At 45.7% G+C, this 17,687-nt stretch carries 17 protein-coding genes; 5 read left to right on the plus strand and 12 right to left on the minus strand.

From position 1 onward, the window contains the following. Positions 1 to 7: 7 nt before the first annotated feature. From SPSYN_RS05555 to SPSYN_RS05580, 6 genes are all read right to left on the minus strand, one after another. Positions 8 to 565 carry a LemA family protein gene (locus SPSYN_RS05555; protein ID WP_161821519.1) on the minus strand — a complete coding sequence of 186 codons (558 nt, stop codon included), beginning with the start codon at positions 563 to 565 and terminating at the stop codon, positions 8 to 10. A 28-nt stretch (positions 566 to 593) separates the two neighbouring features. After that, positions 594 to 1,853 (minus strand): hypothetical protein, encoded by a 1,260-nt coding sequence (locus SPSYN_RS05560; protein ID WP_161821520.1) that lies wholly within the window; start codon positions 1,851 to 1,853, stop codon positions 594 to 596. Positions 1,854 to 1,978: 125 nt separating this feature from the next. Beyond that, positions 1,979 to 2,674, minus strand: a complete 696-nt coding sequence (locus tag SPSYN_RS05565) for a hypothetical protein (protein ID WP_161821521.1) — start codon at positions 2,672 to 2,674, stop codon at positions 1,979 to 1,981. 16 nt (positions 2,675 to 2,690) lie between these two features. After that, positions 2,691 to 7,997 (minus strand): zinc-ribbon domain-containing protein, encoded by a 5,307-nt coding sequence (locus tag SPSYN_RS05570; protein WP_161821522.1) that lies wholly within the window; start codon positions 7,995 to 7,997, stop codon positions 2,691 to 2,693. Beyond that, positions 7,955 to 8,620 (minus strand): hypothetical protein, encoded by a 666-nt coding sequence (locus SPSYN_RS05575; RefSeq protein WP_161821523.1) that lies wholly within the window; start codon positions 8,618 to 8,620, stop codon positions 7,955 to 7,957. Before SPSYN_RS05575 ends, SPSYN_RS05570 begins: the two co-directional genes overlap by 43 nt. 25 nt (positions 8,621 to 8,645) lie before the next feature. Then, the gene (locus tag SPSYN_RS05580) at positions 8,646 to 8,936 is read right to left on the minus strand and encodes a hypothetical protein (protein ID WP_161821524.1); all 291 of its coding nucleotides are present in this window, start codon (positions 8,934 to 8,936) and stop codon (positions 8,646 to 8,648) included. Positions 8,937 to 9,371: 435 nt separating this feature from the next. Between SPSYN_RS05580 and SPSYN_RS05585 the strand changes: the two genes are divergently transcribed. The 5 genes from SPSYN_RS05585 to arr all read left to right on the plus strand — a co-directional run bounded on the left by SPSYN_RS05585 (position 9,372) and on the right by arr (position 13,071). Continuing rightward, on the plus strand, positions 9,372 to 10,190 hold the full coding sequence (locus SPSYN_RS05585) for a MerR family transcriptional regulator (RefSeq protein WP_161821525.1): 819 nt from the start codon (positions 9,372 to 9,374) through the stop codon (positions 10,188 to 10,190). A 38-nt stretch (positions 10,191 to 10,228) separates the two neighbouring features. Continuing rightward, on the plus strand, positions 10,229 to 10,825 hold the full coding sequence (locus tag SPSYN_RS05590; protein ID WP_243152929.1) for a methyltransferase family protein: 597 nt from the start codon (positions 10,229 to 10,231) through the stop codon (positions 10,823 to 10,825). Positions 10,826 to 10,910: 85 nt separating this feature from the next. Continuing rightward, on the plus strand, positions 10,911 to 11,048 hold the full coding sequence (locus SPSYN_RS05595; protein ID WP_161822204.1) for a DnaJ family domain-containing protein: 138 nt from the start codon (positions 10,911 to 10,913) through the stop codon (positions 11,046 to 11,048). 214 nt (positions 11,049 to 11,262) lie between these two features. Then, the gene (locus SPSYN_RS05600) at positions 11,263 to 12,177 is read left to right on the plus strand and encodes an alpha/beta fold hydrolase (protein WP_161821526.1); all 915 of its coding nucleotides are present in this window, start codon (positions 11,263 to 11,265) and stop codon (positions 12,175 to 12,177) included. Between the two features lie 144 nt (positions 12,178 to 12,321). Next, positions 12,322 to 13,071 (plus strand): NAD(+)--rifampin ADP-ribosyltransferase, encoded by a 750-nt coding sequence (gene arr / locus SPSYN_RS16440; protein WP_161821527.1) that lies wholly within the window; start codon positions 12,322 to 12,324, stop codon positions 13,069 to 13,071. A gap of 305 nt (positions 13,072 to 13,376) precedes the next feature. On the opposite strand, the gene SPSYN_RS05610 is transcribed toward arr, so the two are convergent. From SPSYN_RS05610 to SPSYN_RS16450, 6 genes are all read right to left on the minus strand, one after another. Beyond that, on the minus strand, positions 13,377 to 13,775 hold the full coding sequence (locus SPSYN_RS05610; protein WP_161821528.1) for a PepSY-associated TM helix domain-containing protein: 399 nt from the start codon (positions 13,773 to 13,775) through the stop codon (positions 13,377 to 13,379). A 575-nt stretch (positions 13,776 to 14,350) separates the two neighbouring features. Further along, the gene (locus tag SPSYN_RS05615; RefSeq protein WP_202623737.1) at positions 14,351 to 14,623 is read right to left on the minus strand and encodes a YciI family protein; all 273 of its coding nucleotides are present in this window, start codon (positions 14,621 to 14,623) and stop codon (positions 14,351 to 14,353) included. A 273-nt stretch (positions 14,624 to 14,896) separates the two neighbouring features. Further along, a complete protein-coding gene (locus tag SPSYN_RS05620) occupies positions 14,897 to 16,147 on the minus strand; it encodes a multidrug effflux MFS transporter (RefSeq protein WP_161822206.1) in 1,251 nt (416 codons plus the stop codon). Between the two features lie 141 nt (positions 16,148 to 16,288). Continuing rightward, positions 16,289 to 16,711, minus strand: a complete 423-nt coding sequence (locus SPSYN_RS05625) for a MarR family winged helix-turn-helix transcriptional regulator (RefSeq protein WP_161821529.1) — start codon at positions 16,709 to 16,711, stop codon at positions 16,289 to 16,291. Continuing rightward, complete coding sequence (locus SPSYN_RS16445) at positions 16,711 to 17,013, minus strand: 4Fe-4S dicluster domain-containing protein (protein ID WP_161821530.1); 303 nt, start codon at positions 17,011 to 17,013, stop codon at positions 16,711 to 16,713. The genes SPSYN_RS05625 and SPSYN_RS16445 overlap by 1 nt, the downstream gene beginning before the upstream one ends. A gap of 78 nt (positions 17,014 to 17,091) precedes the next feature. Next, on the minus strand, positions 17,092 to 17,364 hold the full coding sequence (locus SPSYN_RS16450; protein ID WP_423828282.1) for a fibronectin type III domain-containing protein: 273 nt from the start codon (positions 17,362 to 17,364) through the stop codon (positions 17,092 to 17,094). Between the last annotated feature and the right edge of the window lie 323 nt (positions 17,365 to 17,687).

Below are 17,687 nucleotides of genomic sequence, written 5' to 3' on the forward strand. Positions count from 1 at the left end.
CTCCTCTTTAAAACTCCACTTTCACAGCCTGACGCGCATTAGGTTCTCCCTGCAGGTTGAAGTAATCCACCATGGCAAATCCCAGCAGACCTGCTACCAAGTTAGTGGGGAATAACTCGAGCATGGTGTTGAACTTCTGCACGGTGTCATTATAGAATTGGCGGGCAAAAGCGATTTTGCTTTCGGTATCAGTTAGTTCGGCCTGCAGTTGCATGAAATTAGCATTGGCTTTTAGCTCCGGATAAGCCTCAGCTACGGCAAACAAGGAGCGCAGAGCACCGGTCAGCATATTCTCCGCTTGCATCTGCTCTTGGATGTTTTTTGCATTCATAGCCATGTTCCGGGCTTGAGTTACACTTTCCAAAGTCGACTTCTCGTGCTGGGCATATCCTTTGACAGCGCCGACCAGATTGGGAATCAGGTCATAGCGCCGCTTCAACTGTACATCCACCTGAGCCCAGGAATTTTGCACCCTCTGCCTCAGTTGCACCAGTTTGTTATAGACACTGATCAGGAATACGGCTAATAAGATTACGATAACACCCAGAATTGTTAATCCAATCATTTTCCCTTACCTCCTTTTGGCGTTTCGCCTACATAAACATGGAAAAACCCTCGATCTCTCTCGGTTCCTTATTAAACGGCACCCCGGCAGCCTCAATGGCTTCCGTCACCCGGTCAAAATTGTTGATGATCACGCCGCCCATTTGATCCGAAAACCAGATATAGATTGGTTTGCTAACGCTGCGCCCTGTAATCCTTAACCCTCCATAGGAAGCGGTATCTGCCAGTAAAGCTGAGCCTGCTGGCTGGGTCGAAGATGCGCGTCCGCTAATCAAGGATAGAAACGCCAGGGCCAGGAAAAGTCTTCGAAACCATCTCGGGTTTCTCAAGACCACCAGATCAACACCAGTCATCTGGTCAAAGCACATTTCTCTTACACCCTTAAAAGTAATCAGGTACAGGGCCTGCGGTGTAAACTCGATACGGTAGGAAGCATACCAGGCATTGATGTAGAATAGGTAGATAGCAAAGCAAGACATAAGCCACATAAAGAGGGTTATCGGCCACAGACCTGTGACAGCCTGAACTGTTCCGCCATTGATCAAGAAGGGCAGTCCGTAAAAAGGAGTAAAGAGTATCACCCCGGCCAGGTCTCCTGCTACCATACTGCCGGCCGAATAGCCGATGTCATCAGCTTGATTTTTCCGGCGGGGCAGCAATATATAAAGCAGCAAACCTAATACCATGACTATGATGCCAACGGTACGATAAGGATGGTAAAGCCACCCCGGAGCAGTACGGTACGGGCTGTACATAGCTCCCACACTGGCCTGGTAATCATGGTATTTTAAGCGCAGATAAATAGTGCCACTGCCGTTATTGGTACTGATATAGGCTGTTTGGCCGTCACCTTCCTGCAGCCCCCATTGTAGATAAGGGAGCTCATCCGGTTTGAAAAAGACCGGGACCGGTCCCGTCGGCTTCCAGAAGTCATCCTTGTCTTCTTCACTGACGCGGTCACCATAGAGGGAGAGGCCATAGTTCCCTTCGCTGGCCAACTGTACTTGGGCAAAAAAATCAGACCACTGAACGCTATCTACGGCCACCACTTTTCCACCGGTCTTAGCCTGGATATACTCTTCCAGGGGCAAGGCACTGAGTCGTTTCTTCTCCTGGGTGGCCAGACTTCTGACAGAACCCAATTCACCGGCCTGCTCCTGTTCCCAATCTATAGCTGTTGCGCTGATCACAGCCGGTGCCACATAGAAAAACAGGGCCACCCCGACCAGTATGCCTAATACCAGGGCTAATCGCCTCCAAAGTTCCATCGCACTTGCGGTGGCCGTCATGTTTAACTCCTCTCCCCTGCTAATAACTCTGGGTACGGTCATCTTTGATATCCTTATAATTCGGGCACCATTTTATAATAGTGCTGGCTGCTTCAGCTGGATCTATTTTAGTCATAGCAGTCATTTTATACCAAACCATATTCCTCTCCCATATCGATGCCCACTTCCACATCTGTGACCCGAACCGATTCGTTAGGAACGGCCCGCCCGCTGATTCGATCTACTATCCCTGACATTCCATCGGGATAATTAACATAGAAAGTACACTTTAATCCTGGTTCGGACAAATAAGTTGCTGCCCGGGACAAATCAGCCTTAGGCGTACCCTGGGCAGGCACGCCGGGTGCATTCTGTCCGCCGGCATTAGCGGCCGGGCTGCCGTTTTGCTGGGTCACTGGTTGCCCAGGTATGGCATTACCACCCGGATCATCCTTGGAAAGCCACCAATAGACACCTCCGCCAGCCAGGAATAACACCACCAGCACCGAAATCATGATGACCAGTGCATTTTTGCTCCCGGATGGATTAGTTCCCGGAGGAGCATAGCTTCTGCCAGGCATGGGCCCGGGGCCTCCTGCTGGCGGTGCTGATGGAGTATAGGGCGGAGCCGAATTCTGGGGCGGTTGATAGCTCTGCTGCCGGGGCTGTTGATAAGCTGGTGCTGCAGGAGGTGGCGCCACAGGCTGGCTTGGCTTGATCGGCACAGCAGATGCCGCAGGCTTTTCTGTCATGGAATTGATATCAAAGCCGCAATCACCGCAAAACCTGTCTCCTGGTGCAAGCGACGCCCCGCAGCCGGGGCAGAATTTTAATTCACTCATATCGGTTCACTTCCTTTTATATTGCCGTTCCACAGCTGGTACAGAATTTTTTGCCGGGTTTCAATTCCGCCCCGCACTGCCCGCAGAATTTCATGACCGGGGCTTGCCTGGGCGCTGCTTGGACGGGGGCTGTTCCACCGATGGCTTTTTGCAGAGCCTCGATCCATTTCATCAATGTCTGGACCAGTTTTGGCAAAGTAATGGCCTGATGCCTAAAGCGTGCATCTCCTCCTGCCCCGATCTCAAAGGAGAAGAGATGATTGGCAAATGCCGTAGGGGTCATAAACATCCGGGAAAGGCTTTTTTCCTGTCCATTGACCAATGCAGAGGCCTGACAGCTAATGGATCCCAACCAGCTGGTAATAATCTCGGTACCCATGAGACGCGAACGCTCTCCTAAAGTCAGGACATTCTCATCACTGGTCAAAAACCCCAGTTCCTCTACTTTCTTAATGTGCTCGGGTTTCAGGGCGATATTGATCCCCTTGAGTCCGGCGGTGATCTCAAACATGGTGGGCAAAAGCCAGCGTTTGTCCCGACTGGCCAGAGAACGTCTCAGCAATTGTACAAAATCCTGGGTACTGATGGCCAAATCCAAACCACCTCGATAATCCAGCATGCTCTCCAGGTAGGATCGCCGGTAAATGTCAATGCAGTGCAAGGCACAAACCAGGACTTCCATGGGGAGAACCTCAGGGAACACCGGCTGATAGTTGCCGGCAGCTTTGGAGGCATAGATATCTGACCACCACTGTATAAACGATTCTTCATTGTCAAACAGCATCAGCAGAATATTACCGTCACTACCCTTAAAATGGGCCAAAACATCATTATCGTCCAGGGAAAGAAAAGCATGATAGGTTTCTTCAGCCGAATCGGCTCCCCCACTGACATTCTGCTGCACGGTTCTTTCCGCCCGGTTCAGGGCTGCCGGATCTGCCAGGACTTCATCCGGAGTCCTGCCACCACGATTCAGGGGCATATGATCCGGTTCACCCGGCATATCGTCTCTGCCACCCGGCGGTCTTCCACCTGGTGGTTCACCCGGTCCATCTCCGCCTCCGGGTGGTCTTCCCGGTGGTTCACCCGGGACATCTCCGCCAGCTGCGGATTTCGCCGATGCGTCACTGATATCATCTCCAGCCTTTCTGGGCACCTGCACTCCATCGACATCAGCCTGAGGGCCGGCTTTACCAGTTCCCGGAACCCCATCCGCATCAGCCTGAGAAGCGACCTTGCCTCCGCCGCCCTTGGCTATATCGTCACTGCTAGAAGTGGCAGCCTTGCCCCCGCCCCTGGCCATGTCATCAGTGCTGGAAGTGGCTGCTTTGCCGCCGCTTTCGCCCACATCTGTCCAACCTTCAGCCGAAGATTTGGAAACCCTGCCGGCCATATCTCCCGTACTATCACCGACGGTTTTCCCGGCGCCTTTGGTGACATCATCGAATGAATCCGCCACTGATTTCAGACCATAATCCATTCTGGCGCTTTCCACAATCTCCTTGGCCGCCTTATCACTGCCTATATCCACCAATCGCTTGTTAATCTGATCCAGGGATTCCTCGGCCGATTCTTTGCTGATCATACCAAGTGCCTTGCTATACATCTGATTCTTAGCATTGACTTTCAGAATGGCAGTTTCAACAAAATCAGCTGCCTTATTAGTAAAGGCCGGGTATCTTTCCATCATCTCTCCCATAACCTTACTGCCGGCTTCACCGGCCAGCCATCCCATTTCCTCTCCCAGGACATATAATCCAACTGCTTTGGAAACTGCTCGGAAATCTGATTCTCCTTTATCGATCTCATCCTTGATACGATACATCGCTTCTGCTACATTCATAGCTCCATCCAATACAACCCCGGCACCGCCTCCAGTAGCAGTCGTGATCATAATTCTAGCTCCCATGCCCAGCCAGGATGTACTGCCATCCGCCTTTTCGCCGGTTATTACTTCCTTGGCGGTTGCTGCATTGGCTTCTAAAGCCCAGCCCAGGTTTTTAAACCAATCTTCTTCCCAGCGTTGTCCAGTATCGGCAACAGTCTTGCCCAGAATGCGATTATCAATGACCCGGCGGATCTTATCCATTTTCTCCTGATCCAGTTCTTTGCCGGCCAGCATATCATCTTTCAAGCTTTGGATCGCCTTGTCAACATCCCCGGGCCCTCCGGGTTCACCGATGTCATATTTATCTGCTACTTTTTGCATTTGCTCCAGCTTGCGCCAATCTTCCAGGTTCTTGTCTATGGCTTTGCTGGTCGCATCCTCGCGTCTGGCCATCTTCTCCAGCTCAGCAGCCGACAATTTCTTATCATCAGCTACTTGATCCTGCCATTTATTAAAGTCATTGATATAGGAATCCAGATCTTCATTGCGGATCTTGCCGCCGGTCAAGATATTCTCCCATTCCCCGGTTTCAGCATTGTAATCTAAAACGTAATCACGGCCGTCTTTACCGGGCAGGGTGATGGTATCGCCATGCTGTGGTCCTGAAACCGGCGGCATGTCAGGAATCGTGTCCTGTGGAATCTCCCCTTCTCCGGGGTATGTGTCCGGGGGTACATTCCCTGCATCGGGAATATCTTCCTCGGGTATGGGCAATCCTGAACCCGTCTGTCCTTCCGGTGCTGCCGGAGTATCCTGATCTATCCCATGATTCTTCAAGGTATTCATGGGATCTTCCGGCCCAATTACACCGGTGTCCTCAGTAACCGGAATACTCGGTTTTTCCGTCTCCGGTTTGGGGATCTCATCGGTCCATGGCTTGGCTCCGTATTTTTCCACAGTCCGATAATACGGTTCTCCCAAAGGCGGTTTGGTCGGTTTCCAGGTATCGGCCAGATTTCTCCCCCCGATTATGTTACCATACTCATCCATTTCTACTTCAACACTGACTATAACTTCACTATCCGAAGTAAAGGGATTTTTATGTTCTACGGAAGTGACATCAAAAGGACTATCCTTATATGGATTCTCTGACCAGTGTCTCCCGCTCTTATTATATCCATCAGCATTATAGCCGCTCCAGTGATAACCGTCCTTGTCATATCCCTGTTTGTCGTAGCCCCAGGGATCGCGGCCGCTGCGGTTATATCCTTCGAAATCAAAGCCGTCCCTATCATAGCCGTCCCGGTCATAACCGTGCTCATTAAAGCCATTTTTGTCATAGCCGTCTGCATCATAACCTTCTTTGGACTGGCCTTCCCGGTTATAACCGTCCCGATTATAGCCCTCGGCATCGTAACCGTTCTTATCGAAACCTTCACGATCCCAGCCGTTCTCATCAAAACCGTTCCGGTCATAACCTTCCCGATCCCAACCATCTTTGTTGAACCCTTCTTTGTCAAAGCCCTGTTTGTCAAAGCCTTTAGCATCAAAACCCTGGCGGTTATAGCCGTTTATATCATAGCCTTCCGGGTCGAAACCATTGCGCCCGTAACCCTCCCGGTCATAGCCTTCTGTATCGAATCCGGCTTTGTTGAAGCCTTCCCGGTCCAGTCCTACCCTATCAAAGCCCTGACGATCGAATCCTTCCTGGTCAAATCCAGCCTTGTCAAATCCTTCTCTATCAAAACCTTGTGCATTAAACCCGGCTTTATCGAATCCTTCTTTGTTGAACCCTTCGCGATCATAACCAGTTTTATCAAAGCCGGCCTTGTCGAAACCTTCCCGATCATAACCTTCGGCATTGAATCCGTTTTTGTCAAAGCCCTCCTGGTCAAAACCTGCTTTATTAAAGCCCTCCCGGTTGAAGCCTGCTTTGTCATAGCCCTCTTTGTTGAAACCTTCTTTGTCATAACCTGACTGGTTAAAGCCCTGCCGGTCATAACCTTCAGCATCGAACCCGGCTTTATTGAATCCTTCACGGTCAAAGCCTTGCTGGTTATAGCCCTGCCGGTTAAAGCCTTCGGCATCATAACCGGCCTTATCAAATCCTTCTTTATCAAAACCTTGCGCATTGAAACCGGCCTTATCGAAGCCCTCCTTATCAAAACCAGCTTTGTCGAAACCTTCTGCATCAAAGCCATTGGCATCAAAACCATCTCGATCAAAACCTTGGGCGTTAAATCCATCCCGGTTGAAACCATCTTTGTCAAAGCCTTCAGCATCAAAGCCTTCAGCATTGTAGCCCGCCTCATTGAAACCGTCATGGTTATAGCCGTCACGATCATATCCTGCCTGATTAAACCCTTCCCGGTCATAACCATCAGCATCAAATCCGTTTTGGTCATAGATTCCATCAGCCTCGGCTGCGGTGGCCGGTTCTGCACCTGGTACCTCTGCTTCTCCTTCTCTGGCATCGATAGCCTGCGACTTAATTTGATCAGCTTTTATCTCCAGATCAGCATGGGCCTCCAGGGAACTGGCGTCACGAAGAACTTCTGAGTCTTCAATGTCCGTATACAGGCGTTCAGTTTGGTCAGCAATTGGAGCTCCTTCACTACCTCCCGAAGCGGCAAAGTGCTCTCCCCCTGCTTCTCCTTCCCGGGCACTAAAAGCCTGCGGTTTCATTTGTCCGGCTTCCATCTCCCGGTCGGCATTGCCTTTCACAAACAGGGCTGCTTCGTCTTCCGTTTCAATGAATACCCCTTTATCACCACTTGCTCCTGTAGCGGGACTTTCAAACATATCATCGGTATCAATACGGATAACCGGTTCTCCTCCTGCTTCCCGGATATCGATAGCTTGTTCATTCATATCTATAGTGTCGATAAATATCTCCGGTTCAGGATCACTGATCAGGGGTTCAGGCTGCACGAACGGGCCGGCCGCTGCCTCGTTCTCAATAAATATCCCCGGTTCGCCGGATGCGCCTGCAGCAGGGCTTTCAAACATAGCGTCGGTGTCGATATGGATGACCGGTTCTCCTCCTGCTTCCCTGACATCAATGGCCTGCTGCTTCATGTCAGCGGTATCAATAAATATCTCCGGTCCCGGCTCACTGATGGAAGGCTCCGGCTGCACGAAAAGTTCAGCTTCGCGCTCTGTCTCGATATAGGTGCCCTGATCAGCCGGAGCTCCCTGTATCGCGCTGCCATGGTACATATCCGCAGTATCGGTCAGGATCTCTTCTCTGCGCCGGCGTCCAAACTGGCTGGTAGCCTGGGCCATCCCCGGTGCTCCTGAGCCGGTTCCAGGGCTCCCGCCAGCTCCGGGCGAAGATCCTCCGCCAGTGGGATACATGGGCGTTCCACCCGCGGGCGGGATAAACCCTCCGCCGCCCAGGCCGCCTAAAGCACCTAAGACTGTCGCGATCAACCCGGGTACGACCACACCTGTCACCGCTTCAGTGGTATTGGATGGTCCGGGGATATTACCCACTGAACCGACTCCGGCCGGACTGTCACTGTGCCCAATCGGATAAGATCCAGGCGTCCCTGCATCTCCGGGAGCAGTTCCTCCCAGCCAATAAGGAGTATGGCTCCGCAGAGGGTAGTCATGGCAATACTGAAGGCTAATCGTTCCCCTGACATCTGCTTGATGGTATATACGGTAGGTCTGAGTGCCCATAGGACACCGGTAACACCAAAGGCTACCGCGGTCTTCCAGCCAAAAGCCAGGGAAAAGATCAGTCCGCTCAGGGCATAGACGAAGGTAGCTGAATACCCCAGGGCAAAGGTAGATATGGCCCATTCCAGGGTGTAACCCCGCTGTCCCGCCTGGGATAAGGCCCAGACCATAACCGCCAGCAAAGCTATGCCGACTGTGCCGTAGAGAAGTCCCAGCATGGTGATAAGGATAACGGTACTTGCTCCGATCTGGCCGGTTTTCAACATATCCAGACCAGTCTGCAGGAAAAACAGTGTAAATGACAATCCGGATACCATTACTGAATAAGGCCAGGGTATTTTAGTCATTTGGGTTTTTATTACTTCCCCGGGGTTGATCATCATGTTGAGTGCTGTTTTCCAGCGAGGTATATCCATAGGTGCCGCTGTGTTCATGGCGTATTTATCCCTCCGTTATTATTTATGGTAATTCGAACTGAACGCTAAATTTTTCACCTAATTCCATGGCTAGCAGGCAGGATAGCTGATTAAGATTGGTGTGAGGTGCAAAACTACCCGTGTATATACCGTCAGCTATGACTTCGAATTCTCCTGCTGTCAGATAAATAGATTGCAACTGGCTGGCTTCTATTACCACACAGCCATCATCAGTGCTATCCTGAGGTGTCAAAACCAATCGGCCCTGGCCAATAGTGAGATAATAAGACCGGGTTCTAAAAAAACCCGTTTTCAACTTAACTTCAAAAGTCATCCAAACCACCTCACTTAAATTGTATCAAGCATCACGCCCAAAATAATGAGCTGCACTCCAATTGGCATTGCTAGTTTGTTGGCATGATTCATGCCAAGGCAGAGGGAATCTTCCAGCATTTATGTAGAATACGGCATGTCGGGATATTGGAGATTTTTCCAAGGAGGTTATACAATGGCATGTAGATTTAAAAATTGTGATTTTCTGAGGCTATTTTTTGTTACACAAATATTGTAAATACAGGATTACATGAATGTAGAAATATTGATTTAAAAGGCATCAAAATATATAAACAATATCCCAAAAGTCAAGCCGCGGCTGAATTAGTTGAAGTCTTGCGTTATTTAATAGCATGTAAGCATGGTAAGTCATTCAAAATAATTTGACCCGGCCCTTAGGGCCGGGTTTATACTTGACTTAGAAGGGGGGATGGCAGTGGAAAACCGTATTAAGATCGGCGATTTTGTTAAGCTGACCGGTAGCACATTAAAAACAGTAAACTATTACCATAAAACCGGTTTGCTGCCTGCACCGCAGCGTACTGACGGGGGATACCGCTTGTACGGGCTGGAAGAGCTGAACCGGATGCGGTTGATTAAACATTTAAAATCCCTGGGCATGGATTTAAAACAGATCAAGGAAATAATCGGAGGCTCGAATAATCAGAGAACGTCAGGGGAAGTCTTGCAGTCCTTGCGCAGCGAATTACTTAGCGAGAAACAAACCCTGGAAGAACGGATAGTTAAAATTGATACTATTCTAAGTAATAATGCTCCTTTACTGGATGAAGACTGTTTCGAGTCCGCCTCCTTTCAAATGATCACCGAGATACTGGGGGCGGATCAAATTGAGAGATATTCGAATACCTGCCCGGAAATTTATAATCAGCACCGCAGGTTGTCCGGTATCCTGGATGATTTCCAGTGGTGTGATGATTTCCGGGAGGGTTTTCGTATCCTGGCCGAATATTTTAAAAACCACCCCCAACAATATGAACTGGCATTGGAGTCAGGTCAGCGTTGGGCGGAAATTTCCCACCTTGATGAAGATGATCCCCGAATCGAGGCTTTCGCTCGTGAATCGGTGGCTCTGGTAAACAGCATGCCTCCAGTAAAAGAACTGTATCGCATGCAACCAGCGATGAATCGGCCTCTGGAAAGCCTATATCAGGAAAAGGTCGCCGGAGTACTGACCTCTGCTCAAATCAAGTATCAACAGCTTTTTAAAAAGCTTCTCTTAACCGATGACGAGTAAGTGGGTTCTCAAAAATAATTAGTCAGGAGGCATATATTATGGGGGACAATAATAATTTGCCAGCATCTAAAGCCTATTCGGTACCGGTGATAATCATGGTCGTGGCGGCCCTGCTGTTATTTCTTCCTGCGGGTTCCATCGAGTTTTGGCAAGGATGGATTTGGCTGGCAATAATTTCTGCAATGACATTTTTTATTACTGCTTTTTTCATTAAACGAAATCCGGGACTATTAAACCGGCGCATGAACGTCAAAGAAAAAGAACCGCAGCCTGGTATCGTCAAAATCTTGTCTTTTTTGTCTTTACTCATCTACATTGTTCCCGGATTCGATTACCGGTATCACTGGTCGGCAGTTCCGGTGTGGGTTGTAATAGCCGCCAATGCTTTGGTTTTATTTGGATATATATTCATTTTCATGGCCTTCAAGGAAAACAGCTATGCTTCACCTGTTATACAGGTGGAGCAGGATCAACAGGTTATTCAGACCGGTCCTTACGCCGCTGTTCGCCATCCCATGTATACGGGACTTTTATTAATGCAACTGTGCACTCCGCTGGCCCTTGGTTCATATTGGGCATTGATATTCGCAGTGCTTTTCATACCTGTGATCATATTCAGGATCAAAAAGGAGTAAGAAGTTATGCTGCGGGATCTGCCCGCTTATAGAGATTATTTATATAAGACGCCTTATCGCTTGATTCCGGCTATTTGGTGAACGGATTGAAAATCCATTTGAATCGATAGAACTGCGCATGGTTCATAAGATACTTAAAGATGCTGGGTATGTTCCGAATTGGATCGAGCTGAATAATTCAGGCGTGAGAACCTATATTGCACAAATGTATCTTAGTAGCTGATAGATGAATTGGCAAAAGGCAAATCTATGGATAAAATGCTTCGAGGGAAATAATGAAACTCCGATATTACTCTCCCTACTTTAATTATAATACAAAGAAAATAGAAAATGCAGTCTTATAATACTTGATATATGCCAGTATACTGAATATAAGTAATGCAACTCTGGTAATAATTTACTTATCAAGACTTATTAATAAAAAGGCGAGAGCTATTATGGATATAGTACAAAAACATGATGAGCAAGAAGTTTTTAATGTTGGGCCATCAAAAATCAGAATGGTTTACCAGCGTTTTGGCGACTCCGCTTTACCGCCAGTATTCCTGATTATGGGTGGTGGAGCGCAGATGATTAACTGGCCTGAAGGATTCTGTATGGAATTAGCGAGCCGCGGCCTGCATCCAATACGGTTTGACAACAGGGACACTGGACTTTCTACACATTTTACGGATGCGCCTGTTCCAGACTTTTCTGCGGTGCAATCCGGAGATTTTTCTACAGTGGCTTATACACTTTCTGATATGGCAGCAGATACAGTGGGACTGATGGATGCTCTCGGATATGATAGTGTACACCTTGTTGGTGCATCGATGGGCGGAATGATTGCTCAAACAGTTGCTATAGAGTATCCGGAAAGGGTTCGTTCACTGACATCTATGATGTCCACTACTGGAAATAACACAGTAGGGCAGCCAGACTGGACAGCATTGGCCAATTTGGGCGCACCACAAATTGATGACCGGCAAGGCTATATAGAGTGGCAAATTCGATCACTCAAAGCGATCGGGTCTCCAAAGTATCCGTTAGACGAGGTTTATGCTGCCGAAATTGCAGGACGTGCATGGGATCGTGACCATGATCCGTTAGGTATGTTGCGGCAGGCTGTGGCAGTTCTGAAATCTGGTGATCGTACAGAAAAGCTTCGCTCTTTACAGGTACCTGCGCTTATAATTCATGGTGAAAGTGATAAGATGGTTGATGTCAGTGGGGGACGTGCCACAGCCGCAGCCATTCCAAATGCCGAGTTGGTAATCTTTGAAGGAATGGGACATGGTCTGCCAAAGCAATTATGGGCAGAGTTCGCTACTCGAATTGCTGATCTTATACATCGAGTGGAATCCTCCCGGTAAATGCGTCAATATAAAAGAGCCGATCAGGCAGGAAATTCGATATTTGGATAGGTGATTGATGAATTGGCAAAAGGCAAATCTATGGATAAAATGCTTCGAGGGAAATAATACAATGTGATTTCATTAGATTGGAGATAATATTAGATGAATATAAAATTTGATCCCAATAACATTGTTATTAAACTCTGTATGATGGGGATGAGTTTAGAAGATAGTGGGAACGTAGAAGAAGCAAGCACGATGTTTCATAAAGCATGGAATGAAGCAACAGATGATTATGAAAAATTTATTGCAGCTTATCATTTAGCTCGTCAACAAAAGAATATTGCAGACAAATTGAAATGGATGGAAACATCTTTACAGTGTGCGTTAAAGATAAATGATGATAATGTAAAGAGTGCATACGCAACGTTATATGCAAACATTGCCCAATGCTATGAGGAGTTGCATGACTCTGATAATGCAAAAAGAAATTATGAATTATCTGAATTATATAAAGGTGCGCCTTCTGATAAAGGTCCGTTTTATCATGGGACTAAGGCAGATTTAAAGGTTGGTGATTTACTGACAGCGGGTGGAGTTTCAAATTACGAGCCTGAGCTTCAAATGAATCATATTTATTTCACAGCTAATCCCAATGGTGCAGGACTTGCAGCGGCATTAGCAAAAGGAGAAGGAAGAGAACGGGTTTATATAGTAGAACCAACAGGTGAATTTGAAAACGACCCTAATGTTACTGACAAAAAATTTCCAGGTAACTTAACACGTTCTTATCGCTCAAAAGAACCTTTAAGAATTATTGGTGAGGAAACGGAGTGGACAAAACTGACAACTGCGGATCTAAGCAAATGGCGTAAAAATTTAGCAAAAAGTAAGGGCGAAATTATCAACTAAATTCCACGTCTTGGCAGAGTTCTGGTTATTGTCAACATTGTACCTCAAAAACAGAGGGGTGCAAGATATCCTGATTACCTGTAAAGATGGGCTTTCCGGGTTTTCTGAGGCCATAAACACACATTCCCTTTATTTACCGGTATGACGAATGTACTTTAGCTTAAGACCACTAAATCTTGCGAGCAATATTCTCATAAAATAAAACCGGCCGGAAAGATGCCGGACTCGGGCTAAAATATATCATATAAATATGATGTATTATCAAAGCAAGGTGTTCAGGGGATTAATTTATAACTCTTGAGTAGTTATTTATTCCACTGTACTTTTAAAGCCCTAACTGACAGTACCATCCCTGTTACAGTTATTATGATTAACCCAACAGCAACAATACTAAGTAATAGTGATACATCAGCATTTCCTATCCTTCCAGCATGAAGATTTCTAACAAATCTCATTATGCTGCTTCCCTGACCGGATGGTTTAAAATGCCTAGCAGGAGGCAACATCACTTCCCTTTCAATGTCCTCAACCACCAGGTCTTGCCCTATAACGGGCTCCTCACGCATTACTCGTTGTTCCGGCGCTGGTTTATCGATACCCATAAGATGGGGTTCAAGCATTAGAAGTCCCGTGATAGCCTCAATTAGTATCAAAAAAGAGGTCAATAAACCAATCCATAAATGAAGCTGTCGAATTTTTCTCATAAACTATTCCCCCAGTACAATTCTTTACTCGCTTTTAGTATATAAAGAGAATCCTTTGCTCCCTTTTCCCCCAGTTTCATGATAGCGCCTTTTCCGTATTTCTTTTCAATTTCCCCAGTGCCTTTTCCAGTGCTGATTCTATGCTGTTTTCTTGTAATTTAGCCTTAGTTAAAATAACCCCCTCCAAACAATTGTTGGTTTATAGTATAACCCAACTTTCGCACCTTAATAATAAGGCTTAAGCCTCGTCATACTTAACGGCTTTCACGCATCTTCATTTTCTCAACCACTGCCATGTGATGTTCCCTATTTTCTGTGGATCAGACGGCGTAAAATGCCGAGCATGACATCATCTGCCGGTATTTCACAAGTCTGATCGGTGTTATGAGTTGTAAAGGTGACTGTTGTGTTTGACTTGTACCCTGATTTTAAATCTTGTATACATCAACTTAAGGTTGGATCACATCTGCTATTAATTTTGCTCATAAAAAAAAGCCTGCCTTATGGCAAACCCGTATTTATTAGTAATAGTTAAGACTCTTTTTTAGTTTAGTGTTCTGGAACAATCCAGTGTTTTAATCAAGCATGTTATCGCCCCAATCCTTGATCTGATATTCCTTGACTGCGCCTTCCAAGTAAAATGGATCGTTCTTAGCGAATTCCTCTGCTGCGTCCCGACTACGGAAAAGCGCCATATTTCCCCCTCCCGGATCGGTGAAAGGACCAACTCCTACAATTTCGCCGCGGGAAATGAACTGGTCCAAAAATACTTTATGGCGAGGATAGATGGCCATGATCTCGTCGCGGGTCTTTCCTGCGCTGATGCCAATAACTGCAAACAACATCATTTCAACCCCCTTTTCAACTAACCTTTCCGTCCCTTTTTCCCGATAAATAAATTTAGCATAAATGAGTGACACAGTTAAATTTCAGACCGTTAGCATGGCAAATAGCTGTGGACAGATATAGTAAAACAACCCAATAAATATAGATTATCCTCTAAAAGAACCTTACTATCTTGAACCAAAGTTTATAGATATTGGTGTAGAAACATAACAATGATTAATCATTAGACTAGATCTTTATAATTGTAACTGATAAAGCAGGGGGAATGTTTTTTGTCAGAAACTCAATTTATCTTTTAATCCTACGCACGGTATATTGGATTTCAAAAATAGGATCCAGCTGACCAGTGTAAGCGCAGAAAAAATTGTAATCAATACGCCCAGACCTACTACTATATTTCCCCACGGCACAGAAGCTATTGTCATTCCGGTGGTTCCAAATACCGTGAACAATGTATTTATTAATGAAGACGCTGATCCAATGTCACTTTTCTGCTGCTCCAATAGTAAATTGGTACTGAACGGCCTGGTTATAGCAACAGATAATGACATCAGAACAAACGACAGTAAAAATAATATCGGAGCCACGGTTCCAATTGTCATTACCAGAACCCCACTTAAAGTTGATATTCCAAAAAATAGTAGTGTAAATACCTTCTTATCCATAGCGCTTAAGAACCGAACATATATGAATGGCCCGAAAAGCGTAAGTAAAGCATTGGCCGCAAAGAAATAACTGTAACTTTGAGCACTAAGGCCAAAGTAATCCTCATAAATATAGGCTGAAGTTGCAATATAGCCCATAAACGGTATCGCACTTAAGGAAAATATTACTGCAGGTATAATAAATCCTCTATTTTTCGCAACAATTAACAAGCGCCCGATGGAGCCTGCCAATGTGCCTTTATACCTTTCTTCCTCTTTCAAGGTTTCCTGATATAATATGGATAATACTAGGCTTATTATGCTTATAACAGCCAGAGTCCAAAAAGTGCCTCTCCAATTAGTAAAGCGTAAAATCAATGATCCAACTACCGGAGCCAGCATTGGGGCAAGTCCGGAAACAGCTTGGCAAACAGCCAATATCGACTCTCTTCTTTTGCCTGAGAACGAGTCCTTAATGATAGCTATGGAAACGGATGTGATACCGCCCGCCCCTATCCCCTGAAGAGATCTGGCTAAAATCAGGAAATATATATTACTAGAAAGTGCACAAACGATACTACACATCATATATACAATGCTTCCCATTATAAGAACAGGCTTACGGCCATACCTGTCACTCAGTGGACCCCAGAACAGCATTCCAACAGCGTAAAAAATGAAGAATGCGCTTAATGTCAAATTAGTTATTGCCGAGCTACTTCCAAAATATGTATTCATCTGGGGCAATGCAGGCAAGTACAAATCAGTAGAAAGCGGTATAAACATATTCATTAAGGCGATAAAAGCGATAAGTCCTTTATTCCCCAAATACACTTGGCTGGTGTCTGCTGTCAGGTTACTTTCAGCATCTATTTCATACATAGCGATTTGGGTTTCAGCTTCTAGCATAGGTATAGATTTGATCTCTTCATTTTTTTGTTGCATAATAATTACTCCTGCTATAGTTTATGTAGCTCGCTACATAAACACCCCAAAATATCGGAGTCTTTTAACTCCACCCGATTACTCTTGAATATTTGCATAGACTGATTTTAATAATGATTTTAATTCCTGGATCTGAACCTCTGTAAGTCCTTGCAGTAGTTTTTGTTCAGTTGTCTTTCTAAAGTCATCCATTGCCTTATAAATAGAAGCCTCATTTTCCGTAAGATAAATATTTTTAATCCGCTTATCCTTTGAGTCAAATTCGCTTGTTATCAATCCCTTACTCTCCAAGCGCTTCAAAATCCCAATGACGGTAGGATGAGTTACCTCAAAATAGTCTTCAATATCCTTCTGTGAGGTTTTTTCCCCCATACGTTCACGCAGATAAATTAGAATTCGTGCTTGGGATAATGTTAAATTATACTGTTTTAGATGTTGGTTAGCTTCCTTTTCGATGCAATCAGAAATAAGTTTTACCAATGGAAATATATCGTCAAACATTAGCATCCTCCAACAATATAATGTAGCACGCTACAATTATATTGCAGAACAATAAAATCGTCAACCTTCAATACAAACCAAAGACACTCCAAAGAGAGTCTTAAAGGTATCTCTCGCGGGATCATGAACGCGATAGATGAAATACGCTCTTTTTCCAGGTCGCGGTGTGAGATTATGGTGTTCTGCGGGCATGCTTTAACGCATTTCAGGCATCCTATGCACTGTTCACCCTTGAAAGCATTTTTGCACACCCCCGCCTTAAAATCGTTGAAAGATTGGCCAGGGGTGTGCATTTGTATCATTTTGTTTCATTTATTCTGCTTAAACTTAATAATTAATAAGCGGTACCAGTATACAACGAAGCAAAATAAGGAAGTTAACTATTGCGTAACGATGGGGAATGGTTGAGCATTAACCCAAGCTGACTCGCCTGCGCTGCTAAACGCCTGGATTCTGAAGTAATATGGCGTGAAGCGCGGTATGATGGTTAGGAAGATGGTGGTGTTGGTATCAACTATACTGGTCACCAGGTTGTTTGTAAAGGTTGCGTTGGTAGCTCCCTGAATTCTGTAGCCGCTCTCATTGTCGGAATTATCTTTCCAGGTCAACGTGACCATGTCGTAGGGGCCAACTGCCAGTCGTTCAGCTACCACATCGGATGGTGCTGCGGGTGCAGTGAACAGATTTATGTTTGCCGTGTTCGATTAAGCAAATTATTTTGGTATAGATAACAATTGCAGATTGTTCAATATGATAATATGGCTCGGTTTTAGCTAAATAAAAATGAGATTCCACAATGCTATTGAACTAGATGAAAAATATGTAGACGTAGGAGTAAAAAGATATACCGAGTATGTAGGCTTTTATGATGAAGTTTTTCTATTAAGGGATGGAGAGAAAAATACCCTATGCAGCTTTGAAAAACAAACATAATACTTTGATTTACCGATAAAATTGTTTGAACAATAAGTTAAAA

Source organism: Sporotomaculum syntrophicum (genome assembly GCF_009932395.1).
Classification (GTDB): Bacteria; Bacillota; Desulfotomaculia; order Desulfotomaculales; family Desulfallaceae; genus Sporotomaculum; species Sporotomaculum syntrophicum.

Bases quoted from the DNA above. Each gene is read 5' to 3' on its own strand.
- SPSYN_RS05560 (WP_161821520.1), bottom strand. From the start codon at position 1,853: ATGACGGCCACCGCAAGTGCGATGGAACTTTGGAGGCGATTAGCCCTG.
- arr (WP_161821527.1), top strand. From the start codon at position 12,322: ATGAATATAAAATTTGATCCCAATAACATTGTTATTAAACTCTGTATG.
- SPSYN_RS05620 (WP_161822206.1), bottom strand. From the start codon at position 16,147: ATGTATGAAATAGATGCTGAAAGTAACCTGACAGCAGACACCAGCCAA.
- SPSYN_RS05580 (WP_161821524.1), bottom strand. From the start codon at position 8,936: ATGACTTTTGAAGTTAAGTTGAAAACGGGTTTTTTTAGAACCCGGTCT.
- SPSYN_RS05625 (WP_161821529.1), bottom strand. From the start codon at position 16,711: ATGTTTGACGATATATTTCCATTGGTAAAACTTATTTCTGATTGCATC.
- SPSYN_RS05615 (WP_202623737.1), bottom strand. From the start codon at position 14,623: ATGATGTTGTTTGCAGTTATTGGCATCAGCGCAGGAAAGACCCGCGAC.
- SPSYN_RS05610 (WP_161821528.1), bottom strand. From the start codon at position 13,775: ATGAGAAAAATTCGACAGCTTCATTTATGGATTGGTTTATTGACCTCT.
- SPSYN_RS05590 (WP_243152929.1), top strand. From the start codon at position 10,229: ATGGGGGACAATAATAATTTGCCAGCATCTAAAGCCTATTCGGTACCG.
- SPSYN_RS05575 (WP_161821523.1), bottom strand. From the start codon at position 8,620: ATGAACACAGCGGCACCTATGGATATACCTCGCTGGAAAACAGCACTC.
- SPSYN_RS16445 (WP_161821530.1), bottom strand. From the start codon at position 17,013: ATGATACAAATGCACACCCCTGGCCAATCTTTCAACGATTTTAAGGCG.
- SPSYN_RS05555 (WP_161821519.1), bottom strand. From the start codon at position 565: ATGATTGGATTAACAATTCTGGGTGTTATCGTAATCTTATTAGCCGTA.
- SPSYN_RS05565 (WP_161821521.1), bottom strand. From the start codon at position 2,674: ATGAGTGAATTAAAATTCTGCCCCGGCTGCGGGGCGTCGCTTGCACCA.
- SPSYN_RS05600 (WP_161821526.1), top strand. From the start codon at position 11,263: ATGGATATAGTACAAAAACATGATGAGCAAGAAGTTTTTAATGTTGGG.